Genomic DNA, 14,552 nt, shown 5'->3' with positions numbered 1-14,552 from the left:
TGCGCAGCGGGCTGCAAGGCAGCCTGTTTCACCGGCCTTCAGTGAATTCGATCACGAAGCGCGTCCACCCCTGCGCGCACTCCGCGCGAATGCAGCCGCCATGGGCCTGCACGATCGACCGGGTAATCGCCAGCCCCAGGCCGGCATGCTCGCTACTGCCTTCACGCCGTGCCGGGTCTACCCGGTAGAAGCGGTCGAACAGCCGTGGCAGGGCCGCGGGCTCGATGGCCGCGCCGGTATTGGCCACGCTTATGCTGGGCCCCGCTGCCAGGGCCACCCGTATCTGCCCGCCTGCCGGGGTAAAGCGCAGGGCGTTATCCAGCAGGTTGGACAGGGCCCGGCGCAGCATGTGCCGGTCGCCGTGCAGCATGGCCTCACCTTCGCGCAGCATCTGCACGTCGCCGTCTTCGGCCAGCGGTGCGTAGTATTCCAGCAGCGCATCCACTTCCTCATGCAGTGCCAGTGGCGCTTGCCCAGGCACCAGCAGCCCATGGTCGGCCTTGGCGAGGAACAGCATGTCATTGATCATCTGCGCCATCCATTGCAGCTCCTCCAGGTTGCCATGCAGGGCCTCGCGGTATTCTTCCAGGCTGCGCGGGCGGGTGAGGGTGACCTGGGTGTGGGTCAGCAGGTTGGACAGCGGTGTGCGAAGCTCGTGGGCGATGTCGGCGGAGAACGCCGACAGGCGCTGGAACGCATCGTCCAGGCGCTGCAGCATGGCGTTCATGGTGCTGGCCAGCTCGGCCAGTTCTACGGGCATCTGGGCCACTGGCAGGCGGGTGGTGAGCGAGCGAGCCGACACCCCAGCGGCCACCTGGCCCATTTGCCGCAAAGGCCGCAGACCGCTGCGGGCCGCCCAGGCGCCCAGCAGCGCGGTGGCCAGCGCCGACAGGCCGACGGTCAGCCAGATCAGGCGCTGCATGCCTTGCAGGAAATGCTGGTGGTGCGTGATATCAAGGTACAACGCCAGTTGTGGCGATGCGTTGCTGCCCGGCGCCAAGGGCGCGGTCAGGCTGCGGAAGTCCGCCCCTTGGGCATGCTGGGTGCCCAGCCCGGTCGGCAGCACTGCCGGCGGCAGGCCGCTGCGGCTGGCGAACCAGGGCGTGCCGTCGGCGCCGCTGATGCGCAAGGCCAGGTTGGCTTGATGGCTCAGCGCTTCGCGCAGGGCGGGCAGGCGCGCCTTCAGCGCTTCGGCGGTAGTGATGCCGTCCAGTTGCGTGCGCAGCAGCGACAGCCGTGAGGCGAGTAGTTGTTGATCCAGTTCGATGAAATGCTGCTCACTGGCCCGGTTGAACAACAGGCCGGCGCCCAGCGAAACAGCGGCGGTGCACGCGGCGAACAGCAGCGCCAGGCGGCTACCGAGGGATACCCGGCGCATCACGCTGGCCGCTCTTCGAGTACATAGCCCATGCCGCGCACGGTGTGGATCAACTTGTTGGGGTGCGGGTCGTCGATTTTCAGGCGCAGGCGGCGGATTGCCACTTCGATCACATTGGTGTCGCTGTCGAAGTTCATGTCCCACACCTGTGAGGCAATCAGCGACTTCGGCAGCACCTCGCCCTGCCGGCGCAGCAACAGTTCCAGCAGGGAAAATTCCTTGGCGGTCAGGTCGATACGACTGCCTGCGCGTTCGGCGCGGCGGCGGATCAGGTCCAGGCGCAGGTCGGCCAGGCTCAGGGTGGTGTCCTGGCTCGGGCTGGCGCCACGGCGCAGCAGGCTGCGCACCCGCGCCAGCAGTTCGGAAAAGGCGAACGGTTTGACCAGGTAATCGTCTGCGCCCAGCTCCAGGCCATGTACCCGGTCCTCGACGGCATCGCGCGCGGTCAGGAACAGCACAGGCGTATCCCGACCGGCCTGGCGCACGGCCTGCAGGATCTGCCAACCGTCGCGACCGGGCAGCATCACATCCAGGATCAGCAGGTCGTGGTCGCCGCTCAGGGCCAGGAACTGGCCGGTCTCCCCATCGCTGGCCAGTTCGGTGGCGAAGCCGGCCTCGTTCAGGCCCTGGCGCAAGTACTGGCCGGTACGGGCCTGGTCTTCGACGATCAGCAGTTTCATAGAGGCACCAAGGTTTCAGCTGGCTTGCGGTGATGGTGGAGACGGCGCGCCCCGTGCGTAAGCCGCTGGGGCGGCTGAAATGATACGTGACGGTGTGTCTGCATGCCCAACCTGACAAAGTTGTAATCTTGCTGTCAGCCAGTTGCCAGTCACCGGTGACTAATGTGGCTGCACCCTGTCGTGTATTCCCGGAGTCATCATGAAACGCCTGTTCCTCGCCGCCACCCTTGCCATGGCCAGCCTGCCGGCCCCAGCCGGCCAGGCCGGCACCTTTGCCTTCGGCGAGCCAGCCCCGGCGGCCAAGGCCACCCGCACTGTAGAGGTGGTACTCAAGGACATCGCCTTCGAGCCCAAGAGCCTGCAGGTAAAAGCTGGCGAAACCGTACGTTTCGTGCTCGTGAATGAAGGCAAGCTGCCACACGAATTCAACTTGGGCGACAAGGCCATGCACGCCGAACACCAGAAGGAAATGCTTGCCATGCAAGGCAAGCTGTTCAATGAGGGCTTGAACCACCAGGGCATGGACCATGGTCAGGCGATGGACCCTGGGCAAATGATGGGCCATGAACAGATGAACGATCACGGCGGTGGGCACGCGCACGGCGGCGGCAACACGGTGCTGGTGATGCCTGGCCAGCGCGCCGAACTGACCTGGACCTTCCGCAAGTCGGCGCCTATCGAGTTCGCCTGTAATGTGCCGGGGCACTACCAGGCCGGTATGGTCGGGGCACTGACCATCGAGTGACGGGGCCTGCAAGGCGGGGTGCAAAACCGGTAGACTAGGGGCAATTCCGAACCTCCAGGTCAGTTTACATGCATCCCGCTGCCGAACACTCCCCGCTGGGCAAAGCCAGCGAATACGTCGCTACCTACTCCCCGGAGCAACTGTTCCCGATCCCGCGTACGGCCAAGTGGGCCGAGCTGGGTGTTACCGCCCAGACCTTGCCGTGGCACGGTGTGGATTACTGGAACTGCTTTGAGCTGAGCTGGCTGCTGCCTTCTGGCAAGCCCGTGGTGGCGATTGGTGAGTTCGCCATTCCGGCCGATTCGCCCAACATCATCGAGTCCAAGTCGTTCAAGCTGTACCTCAACTCGCTGAACCAGACAGTCTTCGCCACCCTCGACGAGCTGCAGGCATGCTTGGCGAAGGACCTGTCGGCAGCAGCGGGCAAGCCGGTTGGGGTGAAGGTGCGCACGTTGGCAGAGGTCGAGGCCCAGGGGGTGGTGGCGTTGCCCGGTCTGTGCATCGATGCGTTGGACGTTGCCATCAGCAACTACGTACAGCCGCAGCCAGAGCTGTTGCGCTGCAGCCCTGAGCGGGTGGTTGAAGAAACCGTACACAGCCACTTGTTGAAGTCCAACTGCCCGGTTACCGGGCAGCCGGATTGGGGTAGCGTGGTCGTCGAGTACAAGGGCAGGGCGCTGGACCACGCCAGCTTGCTGACCTACCTGATCAGCTTCCGCCAGCATGCCGACTTCCACGAGCAGTGTGTGGAGCGCATCTACCTGGACTTGAAGCACTTGCTGCAGCCGGAGCACCTGACCGTGTATGCACGGTATGTGCGCCGCGGGGGGCTGGATATCAACCCGTACCGCAGCACCGGTGCTATCAGCCCGGGTAACCAGCGGCTGGTTCGCCAGTAAGGGCTGGTAACGCAGAAGGGGTGCAATGCACCCCTTCGTGGTGTCAGATCCCCATGCTGTGCAACGAGTTGGCAATGCTGCGCAGGGTGGCGGTAAGGTCGGGGTGTTCGGCCTCGAAGCGCTCGATCGCCAGGTTCACGCCATCCACCAGGTTGTTGTCCGGGGTGGCTTCCTCCAGTTTCAGCTGTGCCTCGATCTGGCGCGCTTCTTCGTGCAGTGCGGCCAGCTCTTCTTCCGAAAGCGGTACGTTACGGTCCAGTTGCTCGCGCAAGGTGTTCAGGCGCTCTTGCAATTCGCGGGCAGGCATTGGCTTTTCTCCATCAATGGCTTGGCTAGCCATGGACCTCAGCGAAGCGGCAAAGGTTCTGGCCTGCTTTCAGCGTAATCCACCTGCCGGCGCTTTGCATGATCCGCGTCAACATGGCTGTATCAGGGTTTTTCACCTTTGGCACGGCGCCGCGCGATGTCCTGCAGGCAGGTATCCAGCGCTTCCAGGTGGTCGATCACCGAATGCACGCCCAGGCTGAACAACGCCAGGGTCGCCTTGCCGCGCGCCAGGTCCTGCTCCGCAGGGGGTAGCGCTTGCCATTGGGCGGAACCGGGTTCGCACAGTGGGCTGCAGGCAGCCAGGCCGATCGTCCACAGCCCGGCGTTGAGCCCCGCCTGCAGCAACCGCGGGTCGCCGCTGACCAGTACACAGCCTGCCAGGCATTGGCTGCCCAGCTGCATCAGTGCTTGCCAGCAGGCATTGGGTGCTGGCAAGCCCGGGTCGGTCACCGTAAGCCCCGGTAGCCAGTCAGGCAGCACCTGGGCCATGCGCTGGCTCGGCGGGTCGGCGATCTCATCCAGCCAGATACAGGGGACGTGGCGCTGATGCAGGTTGGCGAGGATGGCCAGCGCGCCGGGGGCCGGTGCGGGTGCGCCGTTGGCACTCTGTACCAGGCAACCGCGCAGGCCGAACAGCACAGCGGTGAGGGCGGGTGTAGCGTGCATGGCGGCGTCCCCAAATACGCCGCAGGCTATTGGCTGATTGTTACCGCCCTGTGACAGCGGGGCTGGTGCAACAGTTGTTCACAAAATATTGAGCAAAAATGTGTAAAGCTGTCTAACAGCCCGTAAGCCTCTATACTGCCGCCTTAACGCCACGCGACCCGTGCGCTGGCGGTCGAGAAACCCGATGGAGAGACATCTATGCGTAGGATCGGTGCCAGTGTGATCGATCGAGTCACCCAGGCCTGTGTCTGTGCCGGCATGCTGCTGGCGCCCGTGGCCGCCACCCAGGCGGCCACCGAGGAAGATCCCTGGGAGGCGGTCAATCGCCCGATCTTCCGTTTCAACGATACGGTCGACACCTATGCCCTCAAGCCATTGGCCAAGGGCTATGAGGCCGTTACCCCGCAGTTTCTCGAAGACGGTATCCACAACATCTTCCGTAACCTGGGCGATGTGACCAATCTGGCCAACAATATCCTTCAGCTCAAGCCCCATGCAGCCGGCGTGGACACTGCGCGGCTGATCGTCAACACCACCTTTGGCCTGGGTGGGTTCTTCGATGTGGGCACCAAGATGGGCCTGCAGCGCAGCGACGAAGACTTCGGCCAAACCCTGGGCTACTGGGGCGTGCCGAGTGGCCCGTACGTGGTCATCCCGCTGCTAGGCCCGAGCACCGTGCGTGATGGCGTGGCCAGGTACCCGGATACCTATACCAGGCCTTACCGTTACATAGACCACGTGCCGACCCGCAACTCGATCTTCGCCCTGGACGTGATCGACACCCGCGCCAGCCTGTTGTCGGCCGAGAAGCTGATCCAAGGCGACAAGTACATCTTCATTCGTAATGCCTACTTGCAGAACCGCGAGTTCAAGGTCAAGGATGGTGAAGTCGAAGACGACTTCTGACCGTTCATGCTGTGCAGGGGCGCCCGGGCTACGCCGCCCCTGCCGGCTTCGGGCGCCGCTTCAATGCATTGCCAGTATCCTCAAGCCGAACTTCTGCTGCCCGCCTGGTTGGTCGGCGATCCACACCACCTCGGTGCTGGCGTGCAGCCCCTTCAAGGCCGGGTGGTCGGAGTCGATCCGCACTTCGAGCTGCTGACCTACCTGAAAATGCTCTGGCGCCTGCACCTGCATGCCGCCGCTGGACAGGTCCAGGCAGCGCGCCGCGATGACCTGGCCTTCGTGCAACAAGCTGACTTCGGCGTCGATGCGCATGCGTATGAAATCGCGTTTCTCGCTGTGGCTGGAGGGCGTGTGGGGCATGCTGCATCCTTCCCATCGGGTTGCGCTGGTCGACTTTCTTATAACTCCCGGCGATTTGCCCTGTAAAGAGCGATGAGGTCGACCCACGCATGCTTGAAACCCCTGGCGGATGGGAGTACCGTCTGCGCCTTACAAGGTTGCTCTCACAGTTGCCGACAGTTGCCGGGCAGGTGTTCTTGTCCTACAACTCAAGTAGAGTATGACCACAAAGAATTCCCGTAGCTGGCCGTCTGCCTTGCCGACACCGCTGCACCAACCTAAATCGGCGCCGTTCGCCCACATGCAGAATACCAGTGCAACGCTGCTGATCATCGATGACGACGACGTGGTCCGTGCGAGCCTCGCCGCGTATCTTGAAGACAGTGGTTTCAGCGTGCTCCAGGCCGGTAATGGCCAGCAGGGGCTTCAGGTCTTCGAAGAGCACCAGCCCGACCTCGTGATCTGCGACCTGCGCATGCCGCAGATGGGCGGGCTCGAACTGATCCGCCAGGTCAGCGAGCGTGCGCCGCAGGTGCCGGTGATCGTGGTGTCCGGTGCCGGCGTCATGAGTGATGCGGTGGAAGCACTGCGCCTGGGGGCTGCGGATTACCTGATCAAGCCGCTGGAAGACCTGGCCGTACTGGAACACTCGGTGCGCCGCGCCCTCGACCGCTCGCGCCTGGTGCTGGAAAACCAGCGCTACCGCGACAAGCTCGAAGCCGCCAACCGCGAGCTGGAGGCCAGCCTGCACCTGCTGCAGGAAGACCAGACCGCCGGCCGCCAGGTGCAGATGAACATGCTGCCGGAAAGCCCATGGGCTGCCGGCGAGTTCGCCTTCGAGCACCAGATCATCCCGTCGCTGTACCTGTCGGGTGATTTCGTCGACTACTTCCGCGTCGATGACCGGCGTATCGCCTTCTACCTTGCCGATGTTTCAGGGCATGGCGCGTCGTCGGCCTTTGTCACCGTGCTGTTGAAATTCATGACCACACGCCTCATGTTCGAACTCAAGCGCAACAAGATGCGTGAGTTCAAGCCCTCGGAAGTGCTCAGCCACATCAACCGCGGCCTGATCAACAGCAAGCTGGGCAAGCACGTGACCATGGTAGGTGGCGTGATAGACGAGGATTCGGGCCTGCTGACCTACGCCGTTGGCGGCCACTTGCCGCTGCCGGTGCTGTACACCCCAGGCAACGCCCGCTACTTGGAAGGCCGTGGCCTGCCGGTGGGGCTGTTTGACGAGGCCACTTACCAGGACCTGGTCGTGGAGCTGCCGCCACAATTCAGCATCAGCCTCATGTCCGATGGCATTCTGGACCTTTTGCCGGGTGATACGCTCAAAGATAAAGAAGCCGCCTTGCCGGAGATCGTCAAGGCAGCAGGTGGTAGCCTGGATGGGCTGCGTCAACGTTTTGGATTGGCTACGCTTGGGGAGATGCCGGATGATATCGCCCTATTGGTGTTAAGCAGGAACCTTCAATGAGTACCGGTAGAATCCAGTTCGCCGAGCAGAGCGGTACCTTTGTACTGAAATTTGTCGGTGAAGTGCGCCTGACCTTGTGTTCGGCGCTGGATGCAACGATCGAGAAGATTTTCACGGCGCTGAACTTCTCGGCCATTGTCATCGACCTGACCGAAACCGAGAGCATCGACAGCACCACCTTGGGCCTGCTGGCCAAGCTGTCGATCCTGTCGCGCCAGAAGGTAGGCCTGCTGCCGACGGTGGTGACCACCAATCCGGACATCTCCCGGTTGCTGCAATCGATGGGCTTCGATCAGGTGTTCAATATCGTCGATCGGCCAATTCCCTGCCCCGAGTGCCTGACCGACCTGCCGTCGCAGGACCAGAACGAAGACGTGGTGCGTTCCAAGGTGCTGGAGGCGCACAAGATCCTCATGGGCCTGAATGACTCCAACCGCGAAGCGTTCCATGACCTGGTGAATGCGCTGGAGCGCAGCTAGGCACTGTGCCTTGAGGGGCGTGCGCGGTCGTCGCGGCGCCACTTCGCAAGAGCCTGGCCCACGCGCTGGCCACGCTGCCTGGCTACGGGCCCCCGATAAACTCGGTTGCCTGCGCGCCACCCGCATCCAGCTGATACACGCGTACCGGCCGCCCCTGCCGATCAAAAAACACCTGCCCCAGCCCTGCGCCGTTCCACAGCCGTTCCCCGGCCTTGCTGTGGCTGGGCGTGCGTGGCACGACCTCCATTTCCCGGCGTTTGGTAAACCAGTTAAGCGGCGAGCGCGGCGAGTACAGCCAGCGGTTGAGGCGGTCCAGCACGTCCAGCAGGCGCCGGGGGAACTCGTTCTTGATGCCGCTGCTGGTCACTTGCCACAAGTGCGGGCTGCGTTGGCGGTGGCGAATCAGCACTTCGTAGACGAACGAATAGTGCACATCGCCCGACAGCACCACGTAGTGCCCGGGTGTGCGCGAGTGGCGGAATATGTTGAGGATGACCTGCGCCGCCCCGCGGTGGGCCATCCAGTTTTCGGCGTCGACCAGCAAGGGGTAGCCCAGCCAGCTGAAGACCTTCTGCACCGTCTCGATCAGTTTCACGCCGAAAATCGGCGCCGGTGAAACGATGACTGCCGATGGGTGATCGAGCAGCGCCTGCTGCAGTTCACTCAACGCTTCCCAGTCCAGCAGGCCGGATGGCCTGGCCAGGTTGCTTTCGCTACGCCAGCGGCGGGTACGGGTGTCCAGCACCAGCAATGGCGGCTCGGTAGGCAGGCTGAACTGCCAGCCCTGAAAGCGCAGCAGCTCACCGATCACTGCATCCTGGTTGTCGCCGGTCAGTGCCTGGCACTGGTCGAGCAGCGGCTTGCAGGTGTCCGGGGCATTGCCCCAGGCCTGGCACAACAGGTAGCCGAGCAGGGCATTGCCGATGATCCGCCGTGAAAACGGGTGGCCGTAGGCGGTCTGCTCCCATTGTGCCGACAGGTTCCAGTCGTCGGTGATGTCGTGGTCGTCGAAGATCATCAGGCAGGGCAGGTGGGCCATGGCCCTGGCCACTTGGCCGAGGTTTTCGGCAAACCCGCGGACCAGCGGCATCTCGTGCTGGTAACGGGCCTGGTGTTGGTCGCTGAGCCCTGCTGGCATGGCCAGGTCGACCAGCTGCCATGGCACGGGGGACCACACCAGCAGGTACATGGCCATGACTTCGGCGAAGGTCACCAGGTGGTTGTCAGCGTTGCTGGAAGAGAAGATCGGTTTGCGCTTGCCACCGAAAAACCGCTCGCGCAGGGTTTCGTTGAGCTTCTGTGCCGGCAACAGGTCTGCGCGGTGATAGTAACTGGCCGGGTGCTGGTACAGCGCCTGGCTGTCGGTGACCACCGCACCTTCAAGTTGCTCGTCGAACAGGCCCAGGCGCGCGATCAGGCTGTGGATGGCACGCAGCATCGGCCCGGCCACGTCGTCGGCATACACCTGGTCGCCGGTCATCAGCAGCACGGCGGGGCGGTCTTGCGGGGTTGTGCAAGCCTGCAGCAGGCGGTCTGCGCACAGCAGGCCGTCGGCCGCAGGGTGGTGCGGTTTGCGGCATGAGCCATGCAACAGGTGGTCGAGGCGCTCGCGCAACACCAGGTTGGGGCGCTGGTTGCCGGGGTAGAGCAGGTGAGGTGCCCAATCGGCGATGCCCTTGCCATTGATCAGCAGGTCATAGTCCAGCAACTGGTTGCAGGGCAGCGCATCGCTGAAATGGATATCCAGCAGGTGAATGAAGGCGTGCTTGCCTACGGCTATCACCTGGCAGTCTACCTGGGCGTCGCTGGCGTGGGAGACGAATTGCGCGTGCAGCGGTTCGGTGGCGACCAGCCAGATAGCCAGGCGCTGGGGTTCCAGGCGCCGCAGGACCGGGCCGGCCAGTACGAGGGGCAGCAGTGTAGGGGCGGTCATCAACAGCTCGGGAAGGGTATGGGGCGCAAGGTGCTTGGCACTTTACGCCCGCCTGGCGGGGCCGAAACTACTCAGGCGTTTTCAGCCATCAGTTTTTCCAGCTTTTCCTGGTCCCGGGCAAACTGGCGGATGCCCTCGGCCAGTTTCTCGGTGGCCATGGCATCTTCGTTCATTGCCCAGCGGAACTGGCTTTCGTTCAGCACCTGCTTGGCCTCGCCAGCATTGCCTGGCTTGAGCATGCGCGGCAACTCACCCTGGTCGCTGCTCAATTGGTCGAGCAGGTCAGGGCTGATGGTCAGGCGATCGCAGCCCGCCAGTTGTTCGATCTGGCCGATGTTGCGGAAGCTGGCACCCATGACGACGGTGTCGTAGCCATTGGCCTTGTAGTAGTTGTAGATGCGCGTGACCGATTGCACACCCGGGTCTTCGGCGCCCACGTAGTCCTGGCCAGTGCTTTTCTTGTACCAGTCGTAGATCCGGCCCACGAACGGCGAAATCAGGAATACCCCGGCATCCGCACAGGCCTGGGCCTGGGCGAACGAGAACAGCAGGGTAAGGTTGGTCTGGATACCTTCCTTTTCCAGCTTCTCGGCAGCGCGGATGCCTTCCCAGGTCGAGGCCAGCTTGATCAGCACGCGGTCACGGCCGACGCCGGCTTTTTCATACAGGTCGATCAACGCCCGGGCCTTGGCCAGCAGGGCCGGTTCGTCGAATGACAGGCGGGCATCCACCTCGGTGGAGATACGCCCGGGAATGACCTTGAGGATGCCCGAGCCCACGGCCACGGCAAACTTGTCGCAGGCCAGGTCGACATTGCCCTTGGCATCTGCCTTGACCTGCTTGAGCAGGTCCGCGTAACCGCTGATGGCAGCGGCTTTGAGCAGCAGCGACGGGTTGGTGGTGGCATCGACCGGTTTCAGGCGGGTGATGGCGTCCAGGTCTCCGGTATCGGCGACCACGGTGGTGAACTGCTTGAGTTGTTCCAGCTTGGAGGTCATGGGCGTGCTCTGTCCTGTGCAATGACTCGACATTACCCGAGCCCCGACGGCCGCTCAAGGGCCGGTAGGCGCGGGCCTGCCACGAAGGGTGGTGTGAAGATGAGTTTCGAGTCCGGCGCCACCCCGAGGTTCCGCACACCACCGCGCGTGCTGGCGTCATCTGCACCCGCTGTCGCTAAACAGCGCATCAGCGCCCCTGAAGCAGCTCCACTGCCTGGTCGAACACGGCCAGCGGCTGCGCCGCCTTGTGAATATCCGCCGACAGCAGCTGACGGAAGCGCCGGGCGCCCTTGAACCCCTGGGCCAGACCCAGAATGTGCCGGGTAACATGGTGCATCGCGCCACCACTTTCCATGTGCGCCACGATGTACGGCCGTAGCTGCGCCAACGCCTCGCTGCGGCTGATCACGGCAGCTTCGCTGCCGAACAGTTGCTGATCCACCTCCGCCAGCAGGTACGGGTTGTGATAGGCCTCACGCCCCAGCATCACCCCGTCGAAGGTTTGCAGGTGCGCCTGGCACTCGCCGAGGGTTTTGATTCCGCCGTTGAGCACAATCTCCAGGTCCGGGAAGTCGGCCTTCAATTGCGCTGCCACGTCGTAGCGCAGCGGAGGGATCTCGCGGTTTTCCTTCGGCGAAAGCCCTTCCAGAATCGCGATGCGCGCATGCACGGTAAAGCTGCGGCAGCCCGCTTCGCGCACTTGGCCAACGAAGTCGCACAGCTCGGCGTAGCTGTCGCGCCCATTGATGCCAATGCGGTGCTTGACCGTCACCGGGGTGGCTACCGCATCGCGCATGGCCTTCACGCAATCAGCCACCAGCGCCGGGTGGGCCATCAGGCAGGCACCGATCATGTTGTTCTGCACCCGGTCGCTCGGGCAGCCGACATTGAGGTTGACCTCGTCGTAGCCGGCTTGCTCGGCAAGGCGGGCACAGGCCGCCAGGTCGGCAGGCACGCTGCCGCCCAGCTGCAGGGCCAGCGGATGCTCGGAAACGTCATGGCGCAGGAAACGGTCGGCGTCGTTGTGCAGCAGGGCGCCGGTGGTGACCATTTCGGTGTAGAGCAAGGTTTGCTTGGACAGCAGGCGCAGGAAGAAGCGGCAATGGCGGTCTGTCCAGTCCATCATCGGTGCGACGCTGAAGCGGCGAGAGGGCTCAGGGCGCGTGGTTTGTGGCTTTGAGGCTGATTCTAGGGGCATTCTGGTCTACGCATTTTTGTGCCGTTTTTGGGGGTTTTTGGGCGTTTTTGGTGTGACAGTGGTACGATGTACCACCGCCAATCACGCTTGTACCACCGAAAATCATGGCAACGATCAGAGCAAGGAAAAAGGCCGATGGGACGGTCAGCTACACCGTCCAGATCCGCCTCAAGAAAAAGGGTGTCATAGTTTACCAAGAAGCCCAGACATTCGCCCGCAAGCAGGCTGCTCAAGCCTGGGCGAAGCGACGAGAGACCGAATTGGCGGTACCTGGTGCGATTGAGAGGGCCGGCCGCAAGGGGCACACGGTCAAGGAGATGATCGAGCGCTACCTGATCGAGGCGGAGAAAGCCCGGCCTCTCGGTGAAACCAAGCGACTGACTCTCAATGCCATCAAGAAAAGTTACTTGGGGGAGAAGATCGACTCCGATATCAGCCAGCAGGTCCTGGTGGATTATGCGCTTTGGCGCATGGGGCCTGAGGGTGGCTCCGTAAAGCCTCAGACTGCCGGAAATGATTTGGCTCACCTGGGTTCGGTGTTGTCCTTGGCCAGGGCGGCTTGGGGGTACGAGATCAATCCGTTAGCAATGCCTGATGCTCGTTTGGTCCTGAAAAAGTTCGGTTACAACATGAGGAGTCGCGAGAGAGATCGCAGGCCTACATTGGATGAGCTCGACAAAGTGATGGAGCACTTCTTCGAGACGCTGCAGCGCAGGCCATCAGTCATCCACATGCCCAAGGTGGTGGCGTTCGCGATCTTTTCGACAAGACGAATGGACGAAATCACCCGAATTCTCTGGGACGATCTGGATGAGCACCGAAAAGCAGTAAAAGTGCGGGATATGAAAAACCCCGGTCAGAAGCTAGGTAATGATGTCTGGTGTCATTTACCAGATGAGGCATGGCAGATTGTGCAGAGCATGCCGAGGGAGTGTCCGGAGATATTCCCCTACAACACTGACTCGGTCGGTACTGCTTGGGCTAAAGCGTGCAAGATGAAAGGTATCGAGGACTTGCACTTTCACGATCTGCGCCACGAAGGTGTGAGCCGGCTGTTTGAGATGGATTGGGATATACCCAGAGTTTCGAGTGTATCCGGCCATCGCGATTGGAACTCGATGCGGCGTTATACGCATTTGCGCGGTCGAGGAGACGGGTATAAGGGTTGGAAGTGGTTGGACCAGATTATCCAGGCGCCGGTGAAGCTCGGCGCCCGGGTAGGCTAGTTAGCTTGCGCGTAGAGGTTTGTTCAGCTGCGCGCATTCGAGGCGCGCAGCTTCTCTCTGACGGTCGAGGTACAGGGCCAGATCAGCGATATGTATGCCCCTGGCGCTTTTCTGACTAGCTTCGAGCCTGGTTATTGGAAGCTGGATTTGTCCGGCCAGTACCTTCCGTTGAAACATATCCGGTGTCAGGTGCGTGAAATAGTCGGAGCAAACCTGCTCTATTGAGATGATGGCTTTGCCGTTGTATTGCGCCATCAGAACAAAAGCGGTGTTCATGCACGTCTCCCCAGTGCTCGTTTGGCGGCCACATTGGCCATGTAGGCTGCCCATTTATCGCCCTCGCGCAGTTGGCGGATCCGACTGCATTTCGAGTGTCGTCTGGTCGACCTACCTTTGCCGCAGACATCGCAGATGGCGGGCAGGTCGAGGCTGTGCGAGGCCATTGTTGGGCGGATCCGTGGGGGAGTTTGGTTAGCCATGCGCAACCTCCTGGGCCTGCTGTCGATCAAGGCGCTCCAATTCAGCCAGGATCAATGCTCCCGATTTGATGAGCATTTGCCGCTGAGATTGGGGCTTCCACGTTTCTGGAGCCCATGGCCATAGTGCTGGGGTATGCGTGCATTGGGCATACGGTAGGTTCCAAGTGCGAGCCCAGGCGGCGTAGACGCTGGCCGCATCAGCTAGCTGTCCTGTTGTGTACTGGTCATCTTGTTCCGCTGTATAGCCCTCAACCATGATCTGACGAATCCTCTCGGTCAGGACTTCCCGGGCGGCGGAGTAGCTCTCGCGCTCACCTTTCGGAAGAGTAATGTTGAGGTCGGGCTTGCTGCCCTCCGCCTGATTCAGGTTGTGTACGCCCGCCGCACCGGCAAAGGGCATGCCGGAAAGCAGGGTGCTGATCTCGGGCTGGAAGCCCTCGGCGTTTATTGGGTGGTGGCGCTGGCACTCGCGTTCCTCGCCATCCACCGTGCCTGCTTTGTAGCCAGCCAGGAACACCAGGTAGTCGTTGTGGGTGCGGTCGTCGACGAAGCCGGAGCTGTCCTTTTCCAGCTCGAGCTGGGACAGGCCGAGGGGGTTGAGGCTAACGAACAGGTCGCGTGGATCGATGCTCATGACTTGCGACCTCGCGTGATGATGAAGCCAGCTGCCTGGCGGGCCTTGGAGCACTGGTCGTGATTGCCCTTCACGCGAGCCTTGCCGCAGATGTCGCAGATGAACGACATGGCGGGGCGCTGCATGGGTTGCATGCCTTTCGGCGTCCGGGTAGTCGGGGTGTAGGTCTGTGTGGTGGTCAC

The 14,552-nt window shown here is 62.4% G+C and carries 17 protein-coding genes; 6 read left to right on the top strand and 11 right to left on the bottom strand.

From position 1 onward, the window contains the following. Positions 1-28: 28 nt before the first annotated feature. Positions 29-1,381 (bottom strand): heavy metal sensor histidine kinase, encoded by a 1,353-nt coding sequence (locus tag EGJ22_RS01185; protein WP_033691081.1) that lies wholly within the window; start codon positions 1,379-1,381, stop codon positions 29-31. Beyond that, positions 1,378-2,058, bottom strand: coding sequence for a two-component system response regulator CinR (gene cinR, locus EGJ22_RS01180; RefSeq protein ID WP_009686297.1), 681 nt, complete (start codon positions 2,056-2,058; stop codon positions 1,378-1,380). The genes EGJ22_RS01185 and cinR overlap by 4 nt, the downstream gene beginning before the upstream one ends. A gap of 199 nt (positions 2,059-2,257) precedes the next feature. Here cinR and EGJ22_RS01175 point away from each other — a divergent pair, with 199 nt between their 5' ends. After that, complete coding sequence (locus EGJ22_RS01175) at positions 2,258-2,803, top strand: plastocyanin/azurin family copper-binding protein (RefSeq protein WP_064314344.1); 546 nt, start codon at positions 2,258-2,260, stop codon at positions 2,801-2,803. Positions 2,804-2,871: 68 nt separating this feature from the next. Continuing rightward, positions 2,872-3,702 (top strand): NADPH-dependent 7-cyano-7-deazaguanine reductase QueF, encoded by an 831-nt coding sequence (gene queF / locus EGJ22_RS01170; protein WP_029885857.1) that lies wholly within the window; start codon positions 2,872-2,874, stop codon positions 3,700-3,702. Positions 3,703-3,745: 43 nt separating this feature from the next. Here queF and EGJ22_RS01165 read toward each other — a convergent pair whose 3' ends face one another. Beyond that, entirely contained in the window at positions 3,746-4,009 is a 264-nt protein-coding gene (locus EGJ22_RS01165; protein WP_009686300.1) for a DUF4404 family protein, read from the bottom strand. Positions 4,010-4,131: 122 nt separating this feature from the next. Further along, positions 4,132-4,695 (bottom strand): hypothetical protein, encoded by a 564-nt coding sequence (locus EGJ22_RS01160; RefSeq protein WP_029885858.1) that lies wholly within the window; start codon positions 4,693-4,695, stop codon positions 4,132-4,134. Between the two features lie 198 nt (positions 4,696-4,893). Here EGJ22_RS01160 and EGJ22_RS01155 point away from each other — a divergent pair, with 198 nt between their 5' ends. Further along, the gene (locus EGJ22_RS01155) at positions 4,894-5,601 is read left to right on the top strand and encodes a VacJ family lipoprotein (protein WP_009686302.1); all 708 of its coding nucleotides are present in this window, start codon (positions 4,894-4,896) and stop codon (positions 5,599-5,601) included. 60 nt (positions 5,602-5,661) lie between these two features. On the opposite strand, the gene EGJ22_RS01150 is transcribed toward EGJ22_RS01155, so the two are convergent. After that, positions 5,662-5,961: a PilZ domain-containing protein gene (locus EGJ22_RS01150; RefSeq protein WP_009686303.1), complete on the bottom strand. Its 300-nt coding sequence runs from the start codon at positions 5,959-5,961 to the stop codon at positions 5,662-5,664. A 280-nt stretch (positions 5,962-6,241) separates the two neighbouring features. Here EGJ22_RS01150 and rssB point away from each other — a divergent pair, with 280 nt between their 5' ends. Together rssB and rssC are read left to right on the top strand one after the other, a co-directional pair. Continuing rightward, positions 6,242-7,423: a two-component system response regulator RssB gene (rssB, locus tag EGJ22_RS01145; protein ID WP_029885859.1), complete on the top strand. Its 1,182-nt coding sequence runs from the start codon at positions 6,242-6,244 to the stop codon at positions 7,421-7,423. Beyond that, positions 7,420-7,902, top strand: coding sequence for an anti-sigma factor antagonist RssC (gene rssC, locus EGJ22_RS01140; protein WP_009686305.1), 483 nt, complete (start codon positions 7,420-7,422; stop codon positions 7,900-7,902). The genes rssB and rssC overlap by 4 nt, the downstream gene beginning before the upstream one ends. An 82-nt stretch (positions 7,903-7,984) precedes the next feature. Here rssC and EGJ22_RS01135 read toward each other — a convergent pair whose 3' ends face one another. The 3 genes from EGJ22_RS01135 to dusA all read right to left on the bottom strand — a co-directional run bounded on the left by EGJ22_RS01135 (position 7,985) and on the right by dusA (position 12,031). Continuing rightward, positions 7,985-9,835 (bottom strand): alkaline phosphatase D family protein, encoded by a 1,851-nt coding sequence (locus tag EGJ22_RS01135; RefSeq protein ID WP_029885860.1) that lies wholly within the window; start codon positions 9,833-9,835, stop codon positions 7,985-7,987. Positions 9,836-9,906: 71 nt separating this feature from the next. Then, a complete protein-coding gene (tal, locus tag EGJ22_RS01130; protein WP_029885861.1) occupies positions 9,907-10,833 on the bottom strand; it encodes a transaldolase in 927 nt (308 codons plus the stop codon). A gap of 187 nt (positions 10,834-11,020) precedes the next feature. Continuing rightward, complete coding sequence (gene dusA, locus EGJ22_RS01125) at positions 11,021-12,031, bottom strand: tRNA dihydrouridine(20/20a) synthase DusA (RefSeq protein WP_125920106.1); 1,011 nt, start codon at positions 12,029-12,031, stop codon at positions 11,021-11,023. A 104-nt stretch (positions 12,032-12,135) separates the two neighbouring features. On the opposite strand from dusA, the gene EGJ22_RS01120 reads away from it, so the two are divergent. Beyond that, entirely contained in the window at positions 12,136-13,257 is a 1,122-nt protein-coding gene (locus EGJ22_RS01120) for a tyrosine-type recombinase/integrase (protein WP_125920105.1), read from the top strand. Here the strand turns inward: EGJ22_RS01120 and EGJ22_RS01115 are convergent, their stop codons facing one another. From EGJ22_RS01115 to EGJ22_RS01100, 3 genes are all read right to left on the bottom strand, one after another. Then, on the bottom strand, positions 13,258-13,533 hold the full coding sequence (locus EGJ22_RS01115; protein WP_021785401.1) for a pyocin activator PrtN family protein: 276 nt from the start codon (positions 13,531-13,533) through the stop codon (positions 13,258-13,260). It lies immediately after the preceding gene. A gap of 195 nt (positions 13,534-13,728) precedes the next feature. Continuing rightward, positions 13,729-14,370 carry a hypothetical protein gene (locus tag EGJ22_RS01105; RefSeq protein WP_125920103.1) on the bottom strand — a complete coding sequence of 214 codons (642 nt, stop codon included), beginning with the start codon at positions 14,368-14,370 and terminating at the stop codon, positions 13,729-13,731. Continuing rightward, positions 14,367-14,552, bottom strand: a complete 186-nt coding sequence (locus EGJ22_RS01100; protein WP_125920102.1) for a hypothetical protein — start codon at positions 14,550-14,552, stop codon at positions 14,367-14,369. Before EGJ22_RS01100 ends, EGJ22_RS01105 begins: the two co-directional genes overlap by 4 nt.

This window comes from Pseudomonas sp. p99-361 (assembly GCF_003935475.1).
In the GTDB taxonomy this organism is placed as follows: Bacteria; Pseudomonadota; Gammaproteobacteria; order Pseudomonadales; family Pseudomonadaceae; genus Aquipseudomonas; species Aquipseudomonas juntendi.
The sequence above is the reverse complement of the archived record's forward strand: the minus strand, read 5'-3'. Positions and strand labels throughout refer to the sequence as shown.